Genomic DNA, 14152 nt, shown 5'->3' with positions numbered 1-14152 from the left:
GGTAGCTCCATCCACGTCCTCTGCATATTGTGCGCCATTCGAACGGGCGCGGACGCGCCCGCTTTATCCCCTTGGAGTCGCGGGCAATGGCAGAGTTTCCGAAACAGGCGAAGGTCGTCATCGTCGGCCTGGGTGGCATTGTCGGCGCGTCGATCGCGCATCATCTGATCGAGCGCGGCTGGACCGACATTGTCGGCATCGACAAGTCGGGCATCCCGACCGATATCGGCTCGACCGCGCATGCCTCGGACTTCTGCTACACCACGAGCCATGATTTCCTGTCGTGCTGGACGACGCTCTACTCCATCGATTTCTACGAGAAGATGGGCCACTACGCCCGCATTGGCGGCCTCGAAGTGGCGCGCGTCGGCGACGACAGCCGCATGGACGAGATCAAGCGCAAGATCGCCTCGGCCAAATCCTTCGGCACCCGCGCCCGGCTGATCGAACCGGCCGAGATCAAGGAAAAATTCCCGCTGATCGAAGAGTCTATGGTGCAGGGCGGCCTGTGGGATCCGGACGCCGGCCTGGTCATCCCGCGCTCGCAGACCGTCGCCGGCAAGCTGGTCGACAAGGCGGAAGCGTCGGGCAAGTTGAAGTCGTTCGCCAACACGCCGGCCAAATGCCTCATTGTCGAGGAAGGCCGCATCAAGGGCGTGGTCACCGACCGCGGCACGATCATGGCCGACTATGTCATCGTCTGCGCCGGCATCTGGGGCCGGCTGATCGCCGAAATGGTCGGCGAAGACCTGCCGGTGATGCCGATCGACCATCCGCTGACCTTCTTCGGGCCTTACAATGAGTTTGCCGGTACCGGCAAGGAGATCGGCTGGCCGCTGCTGCGCGACCAAGGCAATTCGGCCTATATGCGCGACACCGGCGACCCCAGGACCGCCGAAGGCGGCCAGATCGAATGGGGTTACTACGAAGAGACCAATCCGCGTCTTTGCCATCCGCGCGATTTGCTGGAAAAGGATCAGGCGCGGCTGTCACCGTCGCAGCGCGATCTCGACATGGAGCAGATCCTGGCGCCGCTTGAGCGCGCCATGGAGCTGACGCCGATCCTGGGCGAACTCGGCTACAATGAAAGCCATTCCTTCAACGGCCTGTTGCAGGTGACCGCCGATGGCGGCCCGTCCATGGGCGAGAGCCAGAAGGTGAGGGGCCTCTGGTACGCCGTCGCCATCTGGGTCAAGGACGGCCCCGGCATGGGCAAGCTGATCGCCGACTGGATGACGGACGGCCGCACGGAAATCGACCATCACGCCATCGACTATGCGCGCTTCTATCCGCACCAGACGAAAGAGCAGTTCATCTGGGATCGCTGCACCGAGACGGCGATGAAGGTCTACAATCCAGCGGTGCATCCGCGCGAGCCGTTCTCCAAAGGTCGCAACATCCGCCGCTCGCCGTTCTGGGAGCGCGAGAAGGAGCTTGGCGGTTACTTCATGGAGCTGGGCGGTTGGGAGCGCGCGCATGGCTATGCCGCCAACGAGCATCTGCTGGAGAAGTATGGCAACCGGGTTCCCATACGTGAGAACGAGTGGGACAACCGCCATTTCTGGCGGGTGTCCAATGCCGAGCACCTGGCGATGAGCGAAGATTGCGGCATCGTCAACCTCTCGCATTTCTCGATGTACGACATCGAAGGGCCGGACCATGTCGCGCTGCTGGAGTGGCTGTGCGCGGCCAAGATTGGTGGCGACAACAATATCGGCAAGGGTATCTACACCCACTTCCTCGACGAGGAAGGCATGGTGCGCGCCGACTTCACCGTCATCCGCATGGCCGACCGCTGCCGTCTGATCGACGGCGCCGACGCCGGTCCGCGCGACTTCCGCTACATGCAGCGCACCGCGCAGGACAAAGGCTTTGACGTCACCATCACCGACGTGACGGAAAAATACGTCACCATCGGCATCTGGGGACCGAACGCGCGGGCGACGCTGCAGAAAGTGGTCGAAAATCCGGATGGTCTCTCGCTCGAGAACTTCCCCTTCGCGGCGATCAAGCCGGTCAGGATCGGCGGCAAGGACGTCACCGCCTTCCGCATCTCTTATGTCGGCGAGCAGGGCTGGGAACTGCATATGCGTTACGAAGACGGCCTGGCCGTTTGGGACGCGCTGCGCTCGACCGGGGTCATGCCGTTCGGCGTCGAGACCTATGCCAACACCCGGCGCATGGAAAAGAGCCTGCGCCTGCAGAACGCCGACCTGTTGACCGAGTACAATCTGCTCGAGGCCGACCTTGCCCGACCGAAGGTCAAGGAGAACGATTTCTGCGGCAAGGCAAAACATGTCGAATACCGCGCCCGCGAGCACCAGCCGGCGATCCTGTGCACGCTGGTGATGACGGAAAACGTCGATTCGAAGGGTGTTGCCCGCTATCCCGTCGGCACCATGCCGGTGATGGATCCGAAGACCGGCGAGACGCTGGTCGACGAACTCGGCCGCCGCTCCTTCACCACATCGATGGCCTACGGCCCGACCATCGGCAAGAACATCGGCCTCGCCTATCTGCCCTGGGCCCATGCCCAGGAGGGCCGCAAGTTTGCCATCGAATATTTCGGCGAGACCTACCCGGTCGAGGTGGCTGCCGTCGGCTACAAGCCGCTCTACGATCCAGAGAATCTGAAGCCGAGGAGTTGAGCTTCATCGGTTCCAACCAACATATCGAAAAGCCGGCACCTCGCCGGGCTTTTTGCTTTGTCAGCAGCCGGTTTTCGCTTACCTTCGGGTATGTCTGCTTTTTCTTGCGCACGACATTTCCTTTCAGGCAGCGCCGCGCTGGCGCTGGGGCTCTGGCTGGTGCCGCCGGTTCAAGCCGCCGAGCCGGTCGACGTCGAGCTGGTGCTGGCCGTCGACGTGTCGCTGTCGATGTCGCCGGGCGAACTTGAAATCCAGCGTCACGGCTATGCTGCTGCGCTGACGCACGACAATGTTCTGCAGGCCATCGCCGATGGCGCCTACGGCAAGGTCGCCGTCACCTATGTCGAATGGGCGGGAGCGACCACGCAGCAGGTCGTCGTGCCGTGGACGGTGATCGCCAGCCGGGCCGATGCCGAGCGGGTGGCCGCGCAGCTTTCCGCCCATCCGCCGGCCAGCGCCCGGCGCACCTCGATTTCCGGCGCGCTGGAATTCGGCAGCGATCTCTTCGCCGAAAGCGGTTTTCAGGGGACAAAGCGCGTCATCGATATTTCCGGCGACGGGCCCAACAACCAGGGCGCGCCCGTCGACATCACCCGCGACGCGGTGGTCAAGCAAGGCATCATCATCAACGGCCTGCCGCTGATGACGCGCGGCGGGTTCGGCGGCGCCTATGACGTCAACAATCTCGACCGCTACTACAGCGACTGCGTCATCGGCGGTCCCGGATCCTTCATGATCCCGGTCAATGACTGGACGCAGTTTCCCGAAGCCATCCGCCGCAAGCTGGTGCTGGAGCTGGCCGGCGCCGCTTCGCCGCAACGGGCGCGCGAGGAGGCCGGGCATCCGCCGGTGGTGCTGGCGCAGGACCGGCCGACCGACTGCCAGGTCGGCGAAAAGATGTGGCGCGACCGCAGCTGGATGTTCGATGCGCGTTAGCGTTCGCATCATCACGCTGCCGTGAAGGGCCGGTTTCATTGACAAGCCCATGGGCGTCTGTGACACAATCCGGCATCCGAAAAAACAAGGGGAACCGACATGAACAAGACCATCGTCGCTGCCGCGGCATTGGCGCTTGCGGCTGCAATATCCGTGCCGGCCGAGGCTGCCACATCGGTCACCATCGGCATCAGCGGATGGACCGGCTTTGCGCCGCTGACGCTCGCCAAGCAGGCCGGCATCTTCGAGAAGCATGGCCTCGACGTGACCCTGAAGAAGGTGCCGCAGGCCAGCCGGCCGCTCGCCATCGCCAGCGGCGATCTGCAATGCGCCGCCACCACGGTCGAGACCTGGCTGGTGTGGAACGCCAGCGGCGTCACCACCAAGCAGATCTTCCAGCTCGACAAATCCTATGGAGCCGACGGCATTGTCGTGCGCAACGACATCAAGACCGTCGCCGACCTCAAGGGCAAGAATGTCGCGTCCTCGGCGCCGGGCACGTCGCCCTATTTCATGCTGGCCTGGGTGCTGAACAAGAACGGCCTGTCGACCAAGGATGTGACCGTCGTCAACCTGGAACCGGATGCGGCGGCGCAAGCCTTCCTCGCCGGCCAGAACGATGCGGCGGTCACCTATGAGCCGTTCATCTCGGCGGTGCGCGACAAGTCCGATCAGGGCCACATATTGGCGACCACGCTCGACTACCCGATGGTGCTCGACACGGTCGGCTGCACGCCTGAATTCCTCACCGCCAATCCCGACGCCGCCAAGGCGCTGGCCGACAGCTATTTCGAAGCGCTCGAGCTGATCAAGAGCGATCCGCAGAGATCCTACGAGATCATGGGCGCCGACGTGAAGCAGTCTGCGAAAGAATTCGAGGATTCGGCGAAATACCTGAAATGGGCCGACAAGGCGGAGAACAAGCAGTTCTTCACCAAGGAATTCCAGGACTTTTCCAAGACCGCCGGCGAGCTTCTGCTGCAGATGGGGTTGATCAAGGAAGCGCCAGATGTTGCCACGCTGGCCGACACCAGCGCGGTGGCGAACTGACAGGCCTCGCCTTTGACCATTGTGCGGCGGCGCCTAGGCCGTCGCTCTCTCCTGGACAAGTGATGATTTGACGATGCGGACGATCTGAAGATGCGCCCCTTGCATCCGGTGTCGCCGGGCATTCGAACCGTGCTTGGCATTTCCTTCTTCGTGCTGTTCGTCGCCTTCTGGGCGTGGATCACGCTTGGCGGCCACGTCAACCGCATCTTCCTCGCCGACCCGCTGTCAATGCTGCGGGATGGTTGGCGGCTGCTGGTCGAGGACCGCTTCTGGCTCGACATATTGATCACCATCTGGCGGGTCTTCGGCGGGTTCCTGCTGGCGTCGATCGTCGCCGTGCCGATCGGCATCGCCATGGGCGCCTGGAAACCAATAGAGGCGTTTCTGGAGCCGTTCGTCTCCTTCGCCCGCTACCTCCCGGCTTCGGCCTTCATTCCGCTGCTCATCCTGTGGGCCGGCATTGGCGAGCTGGAAAAGCTGCTGGTCATCTTCGTCGGCTCGGTGTTCCAGATCATCCTGATCGTCGCGGTCAAGGTGGGCTCGACGCGGCGCGATCTGGTCGAGGCGGCCTATACGCTGGGCTCGACCAACAACGGTATCGTCAAACGGGTCATCATGCCGGCCAATGCGCCCGAGATTGCCGAAACGCTGCGGCTGGTGCTCGGCTGGGCCTGGACCTATGTCATCGTCGCCGAGCTGATCGGTTCGTCCTCAGGCATCGGCTACATGATCATCAACAGCCAGTCGCGGCTGGCGACAGGGCAGATCATCTTCGGCATCATCGTCATCGGGCTGATCGGACTGTTGTCCGACTTCGCCTTCAAGGCGTTCAATCGCTGGCTCTTCCCCTGGAGCTTGGCATGAGCAAGTTGCTTATCGAAGGCGTCTCGCGAACCTTCGCCGGCGTGCGCGGCGGGCAGCCGGTCAAGGCGCTGATGCCGGTCGACCTTGCGGTCGCGGCCAACGACTTCATCACCATTCTGGGGCCGTCCGGCTGCGGGAAGTCGACGCTGCTCAGGATCGTTGCCGGACTGGAAGCGCCGAGCGAAGGCCGTGTGCTGCTTGACGGCAACGCGGTGACGCAGCCGGGACCGGATCGCGGCATGGTGTTCCAGTCCTACACGCTGTTTCCGTGGCTGACGGTGGCGCAGAATATCGCCTTCGGCCTGCGCGAACGCAGCATGGCCGAAAAGGAGCGAGACGGGATCGTCGCTTCCTATGTCGACCTCGTCGGGCTCAAGGGCTTCGAGAACCATTGGCCAAAGCAGCTGTCCGGCGGCATGCAGCAGCGCACGGCGATCGCCCGGGCGCTGGCCAACGACCCCGAAATCCTGTTGCTGGACGAGCCGTTCGGTGCGCTCGACAACCAGACGCGCGGACTGATGCAGGAACTGCTGCTCGGCATCTGGGAGCGGCGCAAGAAGACAGTGCTGTTCGTCACCCACGACATCGAGGAGGCGATCTTCATGGCTTCGCGGGTAATCGTGATGAGCGCGCGGCCAGGCCGCATCAAGTCGGATGTCGCCATCGACCTGCCCCATCCACGCCACTACACGCTGAAGACCAGCCCGGAATTCTCGGCGCTCAAGGCGCAGCTGACCGAGGATATCCGCGTCGAGGCGATGCGGACGGCGCAGGCGCAGCCCGCCGAAGCCTGAGTGCGTTTTCGGATCAGGCCGCCAGCAGCTGCTTGCGGTCGACGCGCTCCTGCTGCGGCGAGCGGGCGTAGAGTTCGCGGTAGCATTTGGAGAAATGCGAGGCCGAGACGAAGCCGCAGGCGACCGCTACCTCGACCACCGGCATCGACGACTGAATCAGCAGGTGCCGGGCGCGGTCGAGGCGGATTTCCAAGTAGTAGCGGGCAGGGGATCTGCCCATCTCGGTGCGGAACAGGCGCTCGATCTGGCGGCGCGACAGGTCGACATGGTCGGCGATCTCGATCAGCGACAGCGGTTCGGAGAGATTGCCTTCCATCAGTTCGATGATGGTCAGCACCTTGGAATTCTGGACGCCCAGGCGCGCGCGCAGCGGCAGGCGCTGGCGGTCGGTCGGGCTGCGCACGCGGTCGGTCAACACCTGCTCGCAGACGCGGTTGACCAGATTGTCGTCGAAATCGTCGCCGATCAGCTTCAGCATCATGTCGAGGGCGGCGGTGCCGCCGGCGCAGGTGTAGATGTTCTGGTCGATCTCGAAGAGGTCGGCAAAGACATTGGCCTTCGGAAAAGCCTCGGAAAAGCCCGGCAGGTTTTCCCAATGGATGGCGCAGCGCTTGTTGGAGAGCAGGCCCGCGGCGGCAAGGATATGCGCGCCGGTGCACAGGCCACCGACGGCGACGCCTCTGTTATATTCCTCGCGCAGCCAGGCGAAGGCAGACCTGTTCTGGTAGCGCTCGACATTCATGCCGCTGCAGACGATGGCCATGTTCGGCCGATCCGGTCCGGCCATCTTCTTGCGCTCTTCCTCGAGCGAGGTGTTGACGGCGCATTCGACGCCGTTGGAGGCGCGCACCGGCTTGCCGTCGATGCTGGCCAAGCGCCAGCGATAGGCCTCATAGCCAAGCATGCGGTTGGCCGAGCGCAGCGGGTCGAGCGCCGTCGCAAAGGCGATCATGGTGAAGTCCGGGACAAGGAAGAATACAAACGATCGCTTGATCGGATGCTTTACGGCGTTCAAGGGAACCTCACGCAGCCATGGCGCGAACAGGATGTCGCGAACAGCACAGCGACATCAGGAAAAACCATTCCTGTCAATTGGCTAGGGGGCTAAGCGGAAACTATATTTGCGACATGGGTCGCAAATGAGCAATCGTCCGGGATGACAGGCACGGGCTGCCGACGGATTGGGCATGGTTGCGGCGGCATAGGTGCCAAAAACGAGAAACGCCGCTTCGGTCAAGCCGAAGCGGCGCTGTTATCGACTATCGGCAGCGGCAGGGAAGCGCTGAGCGCTAGCCGTTATCTCAGGCAACGAAACCGAGTCGCACCGCATTCATGGCGCCGGTCTGGCCGGGCATGGTGTTGGCAAGGCGCTGGCGCTCGAGAGCGGTCGTCAAGTTGATTTCGCGGCGGGCAAAGAGGCGGGCAAAAAGCTTCATCATCATCTCCTATCGGTTGCTCAGACGGGTCGCCTTCGCTTGATGGAGTGGGGCAGCTCGTTTGCTGGCGTCGATATAGGCCTGCGTGAGCAGAAACTAAATCGCAAATGCGAAGCGCTTGAATGGAAATGCGACATCGTTTGCGACATTATTGGGCATGGTGCCCAAAATTTACGATTACTTACAGCGTGTTACCGGCGACATTGAGGCGCCATGCAAGTGACGCATATACGCCATGCAGCGGCGACATGGCTCTGAAAATCATTTGAATGCAAATAAGTTGGAGAAAAGCCTGCGGGGCAAAATAGAGAAGGCCTGCCGGGCTGGTCTGCGCGGCAGGCCTTCAGCGCATGGTACACAATGGTTTACTTTGCTCCAGCCCAGGATCCGACGCCGCGGCGTGCACCGGTCTTGGTGTCGGCAGCTTCAGGCCAGCCGATATCCTTCTGCAGTTCGATCGGCAGCGAGCGGATCGCACGTTCGGTCTGGAAGCGGGCGCGGGCCGCGCTGAACTCGGTCGCAAGCCGACCGATGGATGACAGGATAGACATTTCATTCTCCTTTGGTTGTGGCACGTCCCGCATGAACGCGTTCCGTCGCCTGGATATTCCGCATCGAGTGCAATTCCGTGTCAGGAGCGTTGGAGCCATGGCGCACGTCCTGCCTTCGATGGAGTTGACTATCCTCCCAATCTGATGTTCAATCAAACGAAATAGAATGATGCTTCACATCAGAAAAATTGAAGGTCGATCCCGATGAACGCCCCACTCAATCATCCGCTGCCGCTGCTCGATCTCGACGTTTTGCGCACCTTCGTGGCCATTGCAGAGACCGGCAGTTTCACCACGGCGGCCAATGCGGTGTTCCGCACGCCGTCGGCGGTCTCCATGCAGATCAAGAAGCTCGAGGACATTCTCGGGCGGTCTGTTTTCGCGCGGGATGCGCGCTCGGTGACGCTGACCACGGATGGCGAGATGCTGCTCGGTTATGCCCGCCGGCTGTTGTCGATCAACCGCGAGGTGGTGTCGAAGTTCATCATCCCCGAGATCGTCGGCGTGGTGCGGCTCGGCTCGCCGGACGACTATGGCGAGCGCGTGTTGCCGCATGTGCTGAAGCGTTTCGCGCAGTCGCATCCGTCGATTGCCGTCGACGTCACCATCGACCAGAGCAGCAATCTGCGCCGCCGCATGGACGACCGGGCGCTCGACATCACGCTGCTGACCAATTCCTACAAGACCAGCGCACTCGGCGCCGAGGTGCTGCTCACCGAGCCGATCGTCTGGGCCGGCGCCAAGGGCGGCAGCGCGCATCTGCGCGAGCCTTTGCCGGTGTCGCTGTGGGAAGAGGGCTGCGCCTGGCGGGCCGGCGCGCTCGATGCGCTGAGCCGTGAAGGCCGCAATTACCGCATCGCCTATATGAGCGCCCACACGGCAGGCCAGCGCGCCGCCATCATGTCGGATCTCGCGGTTGCACCGTTGCCGAAGTCGTTCCTGGGCAACGACATGGTCGAGCTTTGCCCGAAGGACGGCATGCCCGATATCGGCACCTACAATCTGGCGATGGTGGTGTCGCCGGACGCCAGCGCGCCGGTCAAGGCCGTCGCCGACCATATCCGTGCGACGTTCGAGCTTTTCCGCGAAACCGGCAAGTTCTAGAGCGGTTCACCGTTTCACGGAAACGGCGAGCCGCTCTAACTCCTTGTTTTGACTCAATTCCCAAGGGAAAGCGCTACACGCTTTCCCGGGAAAACCGTTTTACACTTTTCCTGGAATTGCTCTGCTATTCCGCTGCTTGGGCGGGGCGCGCCGCGAGAGCGGGTCGCGCCGTGCGCCGCGCAGTTGCGCGCCGCTTGGTGGGCTCACCTTCAAGGAAGGCGACGATGCTGTCCCTGGCGCGACGCGCCTCCGGCATCTCGATCAGCGGCCAGACGTGGAACATGCCTTCCTCATAGACGACGTCGATATCGACGCCGGCAGCGCGTGCCTTTTTGGCGAAGATCAGATTGTCGGGGCTGAGCAGGTCGTGCGAGCCGGTCAGAAGCAGGGTCTGCGGCAGCACCGAGAGGTCGCCATAGAGCGGACTGATATGCCAGTCCCTGCGATCGATGCCGGCACTGTACATGCGGATCGCTTCCAGCCCGCCGGAAATGCCGAGCCACGGATCGTTGCGTTCCGCCTCGAACACTTCGGGGTTGGACAGCGACATGTCGAGGCCGGGTGAAATCAGCACGTGGCGCGACGGCAAGGGCAGGCCTTCCTCAGCCGCCATCATGGTCAGCACGACGGCCATGTTGCCGCCCGCGGAATCGCCCATGAAGACGATGTCTTCAGCGTCGGTCTCATCCAGCATCTGCCGGTAGACGTCGCCGACCATGCCGAACATGGCGTGGAAATCATGCTCCGGCGCGATGGGATAGATCGGCACGGTGATGCCGAAACCCAAGCGCTCGGCCACCTCGGCGATCAACCCCCAATGATAGGATGTGATCTGGAAGACATAGGCGCCGCCATGCATGTAGAGGATGCGCCTGCGTTCGCCGGCCTTCGGCGCGATTTCATAGACAGGGAAGCCATCGACGCTGCGCTCGGTGATATCGAGCTGCTCCCGCAGCAATGCCGGGGGATGATGATCCTCGGTCTTGCGGGCATAGGCGATCCAGCGCTGCAGGTTTTCCGGGCTGGCAAATGCCTTCTTGCGGCTGTGCCGGAGGATGAAGGAAACGAGGTGGCTTTTGAAACTGGGCATTCGCGTACACAAGCTCGGCCGCAGCCGACTAAGAGAATTCCCCCACTGTCTCGAAGATCGTACCTCCAGCCGAAATGTCAAGATTCTGGCCCAAGCCAACACGGTTGTTTGATCAGCCAGGTCCGCTGTTTTGCGCAGCGCGGCTCAGCGCCGGGGCAGCAGCGCGGCGCGCAGCTTGACGTCGGTCGCAGCCGGGACCATGCGGCGGCCCCGGCGCTTGGTCAGCAATTTGCACTTGTCGGCGAAGGTCATCAGCGGCCCGAGCCCAGGATCAGACGCGACAGGTTGGTCTGGGCGTCGATGCGCGGCGACACGGGCCAGCCGATGTCCTTCTGGATTTCGGGTGGCAGGTTGTTCATGGCGCGCACGGCCTGTGCATTCTTCATGGCCGCACGAAAACGGCCCAGGGTCTCGAACATCTCTATTCTCCTTTGGAGCGTTGTGGCGGCGGAATAGTCCGGTCCGCCATTCGATGTCCGTTAAATGCTTCACGTCTGTATCGGACGGATTGCGCCAAAACAGCGTTTCGGTTTCCAGATCGGTGCGATCTGGAAACATTTGCATACAAGTGAAATTGGGCGAATTGGCGGCCTTCGTAAGGCGGCTTATTCCCGGCTGCGCCTGGCGGCATGGCCTTCGCGCGAACGCCGGCGCGGGGCGGCGTCGCCGGCGACGCCATCCTCGCTGACGGTCTTGCGTGGCGGCAATTTCACCGCCGCCGACAGTTTCGGGAACGGATCGACCTTGTTGGGAAGCGCCATGGCGTAGACGAAATGCTCCTGGAATTTCGGCTCCAGTGCGGTCTCGATCTTCTCGATGTGGCTGACCGTGTCCTCGATCTCGCGGCGATAGCCGCGGTTGAGCAGCGCCATCCGCGCACCGGCGCCGGCGGCGTTGCCGACGGCCGAGACCTTGTCGAGGTCGCAGTCCGGGATCAGGCCGAGCACCATGGCGTATTTCGGATCGATGAACGAGCCGAAGGCGCCGGCGAAATGGATGCGGTCGACGTGTTCGGTGTTCTGCTTTTCCATCAGAAGCTTGGTGCCGGCATAGAGCGCCGCCTTGGCAAGCTGGATGGCGCGCACGTCGGTCTGCGTGATGGTGATCTTGGGTTCGCCTTCCTTCAAGACATAAGAGAAGGTGCGGCCGTTGACCGTGACGCGCGGCGACCGCTCGGCCAGCGACCCGTCGATGACGCCATCCTCGGAGATGATGCCGGCGAGGTACATTTCGGCCACGATCTCGATGATGCCGGAGCCGCAAATGCCGGTGACGCCGGTCGCCTGCACGCTATCCAGGAAGCCGGGGTCGTCGGACCAGAGTTCAGAGCCGATGACGCGGTATTTCGGCTCCAGCGTATCGGGGTCGATGCGCACGCGCTCGATTGCGCCGGGGGCAGCGCGCTGGCCGCCGGAGATTTCCGCGCCCTCGAAGGCGGGACCGGTGGGCGAGGAGGCTGCGACCACCCGCTTGCGGTTGCCAAGCACGATCTCGGCATTGGTGCCGACGTCGACGATCAGCATCATCTCGTCCTGGCGATGCGGGCCTTCCGACAGCGTCACGGCTGCGGCGTCGGCGCCGACATGGCCGGCAATGCAAGGCAGCATATAGAGGCGGGCGCCCTGGTTGAGCTTCAGGCCGATATCGGAGGCCTTGATGCGCACCGCGCCCGAGACGGCGAGTGCGAAGGGCGCGCCGCCGAGTTCGGTCGGATCGATGCCGAGGAACAGATGGTGCATGATCGGATTGCCGACAAAGACGGAATCCAGGATGTCGTTGCGCTGGACATTGCCTTCCGCGCAGACCTTGTCGACCAGGCCCGAGATCGCCTCGCGTACGGCGACCGTCATGCCTTCGCGGCCGTCCGGGTTCATCATCACATAGGAGACGCGGCTCATCAGATCCTCGCCGAAGCGGATCTGCGGGTTGGAGGTGCCCGACGAAGCGGCGACGCGGCCCGACAGCAACGACACCAGATGCATGGCGATGGTGGTCGAGCCGATGTCGCAGGCCAGTCCATAGGCCTCGTTCTTGAGGCCGGGCCAGAGTGCTATGACGCGGGCGATGTCGCTTTCGGCATCCTTGTGGATGGCCGCGGTCGCGGTCCAGTTACCCTTGCGCAGTATGCCTTGCACCTGCGGCATCAGGTAGAAGTCGAATTCGAGGTTTTTAAAGCCCCAATCCTTCATCAAGGCGATCTTGAGGCGGTCGAGATCGCCCAGCGGCTTGTGCATGTCGGGCTCTTCGATCTCGACATAGCACATGCGGATTGCCGCATCGCGGGCGATGACGCGCGTGTCGGCATCCTTGCGGATGGTCTGGGCGTTGATGACCGTGTCCTGCGGCACGTCGATGACGAGGTCGCCGAGGATCTGCGCCGAGCAGGACAGGCGCCGCCGCTCGGGCAGGCCGCGGACGCGCTCATATCGCTCTTCCTTGGCGCCCTTGGGCGAGATGTGGTCGTTGGACGAGACGATCTTGTGCTTGGCGAAATTGCCTTCCTGCACTTCGATCTGGCAGCGACCGCAGGTGGCGCGGCCACCGCAGACGCTCTCGACATAGACGCCGAGCTGACGCGCGGCATCGAGCACCGGTGTGCCGACGGGAAAGCGCCCGCGCTTGCCTGACGGCATGAACAGCACGAGCGGATCAGTAATGTTTGCAGGCGAGTTCACGATTGCGCGCTTATCCCCTGGCCATGCGGGCTTCACGGCCGCCGCGCCGGCGACCGCCATTGCCGCCGCCTTCGCCCGGAGCGTTAACGGCGGTGGGCGCTGCGACCGCCTGGCCGCCTTCGGCCGGTTTGTAATCCTTGTAGGTGCGGATCCAGTTGGTGCAGTTCTCGTCGGTGCCGTTGAGCACATTGGCGCCGCGCACGGCTTCCATTTCCTGCGGGCGAACCGGGTTCATGATAGCGCTAGTCATGCCGGCGCCGATCACCATCGGGATGAAGGCGGCGTTGATGCCGTGGCGGTGCGGCAGGCCGAACGAAATGTTGGACAGGCCGCAAGTGGTGTTGACCTTGAGCTCTTCGCGCAGACGGCGCAGCAACGCGAAGACCTGGCGGCCGGCATCGCCGAGCGCGCCGATCGGCATCACCAGCGGGTCAACGACGACGTCATGCGCAGGAATGCCGAAATCGGCGCAGCGCTGCACGATCTTCTTGGCGACGGCGAAGCGCACATCCGGATCCATCGAAATGCCGGTCTCGTCGTTGGAGATGGCGACGACCGGAACGTTGTACTTCTTGACCAGCGGCAGGATGGCTTCGAGCTTTTCCTCTTCGCCGGTCACGGAGTTGACCAGCGGCCGGCCCTTGGCGACCTTGAGCGCTGCCTCGATGGCGGCGGTCACCGACGAGTCGATCGACAACGGCAAGTCGACAAGGCCCTGGACGATCTCCAGCGTCTGCACGAGCAGGCCGGGTTCGGTTTCGTTCGGATTAACGGAGGTGACGCCGGCATTGACGTCGAGCATGGTGGCGCCGCAGGCGGCCTGTTCCAGCGCATCCTTGACGACGGTCTCGAAATTGCCGGCGATCATCTCGGCGGCCAGCTTCTTGCGGCCGGTCGGGTTGATGCGCTCGCCGATGACGCAGAAAGGCTGGTCGAAGCCGATGATGATCTCTCGTGTCGCCGAGGCGACGATGGTCCGGGTCATGAAGTCTCTCCGCCTGATA

The 14152-nt window shown here is 63.0% G+C and carries 13 protein-coding genes; 6 read left to right on the top strand and 7 right to left on the bottom strand.

The window, feature by feature from the left end:
• Window positions 1-86 precede the first annotated feature (86 nt).
• From NKL06_RS29500 to NKL06_RS29480, 5 genes are all read left to right on the top strand, one after another.
• Window positions 87-2648, top strand: a complete 2562-nt coding sequence (locus NKL06_RS29500; RefSeq protein WP_023691007.1) for a GcvT family protein — start codon at window positions 87-89, stop codon at window positions 2646-2648.
• Window positions 2649-2738: 90 nt separating this feature from the next.
• Complete coding sequence (locus NKL06_RS29495; protein ID WP_023691008.1) at window positions 2739-3584, top strand: DUF1194 domain-containing protein; 846 nt, start codon at window positions 2739-2741, stop codon at window positions 3582-3584.
• Between the two features lie 99 nt (window positions 3585-3683).
• On the top strand, window positions 3684-4634 hold the full coding sequence (locus tag NKL06_RS29490) for an ABC transporter substrate-binding protein (RefSeq protein ID WP_023691009.1): 951 nt from the start codon (window positions 3684-3686) through the stop codon (window positions 4632-4634).
• Window positions 4635-4724: 90 nt separating this feature from the next.
• On the top strand, window positions 4725-5498 hold the full coding sequence (locus NKL06_RS29485; protein WP_023670383.1) for an ABC transporter permease: 774 nt from the start codon (window positions 4725-4727) through the stop codon (window positions 5496-5498).
• Entirely contained in the window at window positions 5495-6292 is a 798-nt protein-coding gene (locus NKL06_RS29480; protein WP_023691010.1) for an ABC transporter ATP-binding protein, read from the top strand. The genes NKL06_RS29485 and NKL06_RS29480 overlap by 4 nt, the downstream gene beginning before the upstream one ends.
• Window positions 6293-6305: 13 nt before the next feature.
• On the opposite strand, the gene NKL06_RS29475 is transcribed toward NKL06_RS29480, so the two are convergent.
• From NKL06_RS29475 to NKL06_RS29465, 3 genes are all read right to left on the bottom strand, one after another.
• Window positions 6306-7244 (bottom strand): GlxA family transcriptional regulator, encoded by a 939-nt coding sequence (locus tag NKL06_RS29475; RefSeq protein ID WP_348524244.1) that lies wholly within the window; start codon window positions 7242-7244, stop codon window positions 6306-6308.
• A gap of 349 nt (window positions 7245-7593) precedes the next feature.
• Entirely contained in the window at window positions 7594-7728 is a 135-nt protein-coding gene (locus NKL06_RS29470; protein WP_023691011.1) for a hypothetical protein, read from the bottom strand.
• Between the two features lie 365 nt (window positions 7729-8093).
• Window positions 8094-8279 (bottom strand): hypothetical protein, encoded by a 186-nt coding sequence (locus NKL06_RS29465; protein WP_023691012.1) that lies wholly within the window; start codon window positions 8277-8279, stop codon window positions 8094-8096.
• Window positions 8280-8483: 204 nt separating this feature from the next.
• Here NKL06_RS29465 and NKL06_RS29460 point away from each other — a divergent pair, with 204 nt between their 5' ends.
• Complete coding sequence (locus NKL06_RS29460) at window positions 8484-9383, top strand: LysR substrate-binding domain-containing protein (RefSeq protein ID WP_023670389.1); 900 nt, start codon at window positions 8484-8486, stop codon at window positions 9381-9383.
• A gap of 124 nt (window positions 9384-9507) precedes the next feature.
• On the opposite strand, the gene NKL06_RS29455 is transcribed toward NKL06_RS29460, so the two are convergent.
• The 4 genes from NKL06_RS29455 to NKL06_RS29440 all read right to left on the bottom strand — a co-directional run bounded on the left by NKL06_RS29455 (window position 9508) and on the right by NKL06_RS29440 (window position 14133).
• Window positions 9508-10473, bottom strand: coding sequence for an alpha/beta hydrolase (locus NKL06_RS29455; protein ID WP_023688109.1), 966 nt, complete (start codon window positions 10471-10473; stop codon window positions 9508-9510).
• Between the two features lie 251 nt (window positions 10474-10724).
• On the bottom strand, window positions 10725-10892 hold the full coding sequence (locus NKL06_RS29450; RefSeq protein ID WP_196813564.1) for a hypothetical protein: 168 nt from the start codon (window positions 10890-10892) through the stop codon (window positions 10725-10727).
• Window positions 10893-11078: 186 nt separating this feature from the next.
• On the bottom strand, window positions 11079-13208 hold the full coding sequence (locus NKL06_RS29445) for an ASKHA domain-containing protein (protein ID WP_032905612.1): 2130 nt from the start codon (window positions 13206-13208) through the stop codon (window positions 11079-11081).
• Window positions 13159-14133: a methyltetrahydrofolate cobalamin methyltransferase gene (locus tag NKL06_RS29440; protein WP_023681781.1), complete on the bottom strand. Its 975-nt coding sequence runs from the start codon at window positions 14131-14133 to the stop codon at window positions 13159-13161. Before NKL06_RS29440 ends, NKL06_RS29445 begins: the two co-directional genes overlap by 50 nt.
• Window positions 14134-14152: the final 19 nt, after the last annotated feature.

Origin of the sequence: Mesorhizobium sp. C268A (genome assembly GCF_040324475.1) — a bacterium.
Classification (GTDB): Bacteria; Pseudomonadota; Alphaproteobacteria; order Rhizobiales; family Rhizobiaceae; genus Mesorhizobium.
Note: the sequence above shows the minus strand (reverse complement) of the source record. Positions and strands in the feature narration are given on the sequence as shown.

Excerpts from the sequence above, each read along its gene's own strand:
- NKL06_RS29500 (WP_023691007.1), top strand. The coding sequence starts at position 87 with ATGGCAGAGTTTCCGAAACAGGCGAAGGTCGTCATCGTCGGCCTGGGT.
- NKL06_RS29495 (WP_023691008.1), top strand. The coding sequence starts at position 2,739 with ATGTCTGCTTTTTCTTGCGCACGACATTTCCTTTCAGGCAGCGCCGCG.
- NKL06_RS29490 (WP_023691009.1), top strand. The coding sequence starts at position 3,684 with ATGAACAAGACCATCGTCGCTGCCGCGGCATTGGCGCTTGCGGCTGCA.
- NKL06_RS29485 (WP_023670383.1), top strand. The coding sequence starts at position 4,725 with ATGCGCCCCTTGCATCCGGTGTCGCCGGGCATTCGAACCGTGCTTGGC.
- NKL06_RS29480 (WP_023691010.1), top strand. The coding sequence starts at position 5,495 with ATGAGCAAGTTGCTTATCGAAGGCGTCTCGCGAACCTTCGCCGGCGTG.
- NKL06_RS29475 (WP_348524244.1), bottom strand. The coding sequence starts at position 7,244 with ATGATCGCCTTTGCGACGGCGCTCGACCCGCTGCGCTCGGCCAACCGC.
- NKL06_RS29470 (WP_023691011.1), bottom strand. The coding sequence starts at position 7,728 with ATGAAGCTTTTTGCCCGCCTCTTTGCCCGCCGCGAAATCAACTTGACG.
- NKL06_RS29465 (WP_023691012.1), bottom strand. The coding sequence starts at position 8,279 with ATGTCTATCCTGTCATCCATCGGTCGGCTTGCGACCGAGTTCAGCGCG.
- NKL06_RS29460 (WP_023670389.1), top strand. The coding sequence starts at position 8,484 with ATGAACGCCCCACTCAATCATCCGCTGCCGCTGCTCGATCTCGACGTT.
- NKL06_RS29455 (WP_023688109.1), bottom strand. The coding sequence starts at position 10,473 with ATGCCCAGTTTCAAAAGCCACCTCGTTTCCTTCATCCTCCGGCACAGC.
- NKL06_RS29450 (WP_196813564.1), bottom strand. The coding sequence starts at position 10,892 with ATGTTCGAGACCCTGGGCCGTTTTCGTGCGGCCATGAAGAATGCACAG.
- NKL06_RS29445 (WP_032905612.1), bottom strand. The coding sequence starts at position 13,208 with ATGGCGGTCGCCGGCGCGGCGGCCGTGAAGCCCGCATGGCCAGGGGAT.
- NKL06_RS29440 (WP_023681781.1), bottom strand. The coding sequence starts at position 14,133 with ATGACCCGGACCATCGTCGCCTCGGCGACACGAGAGATCATCATCGGC.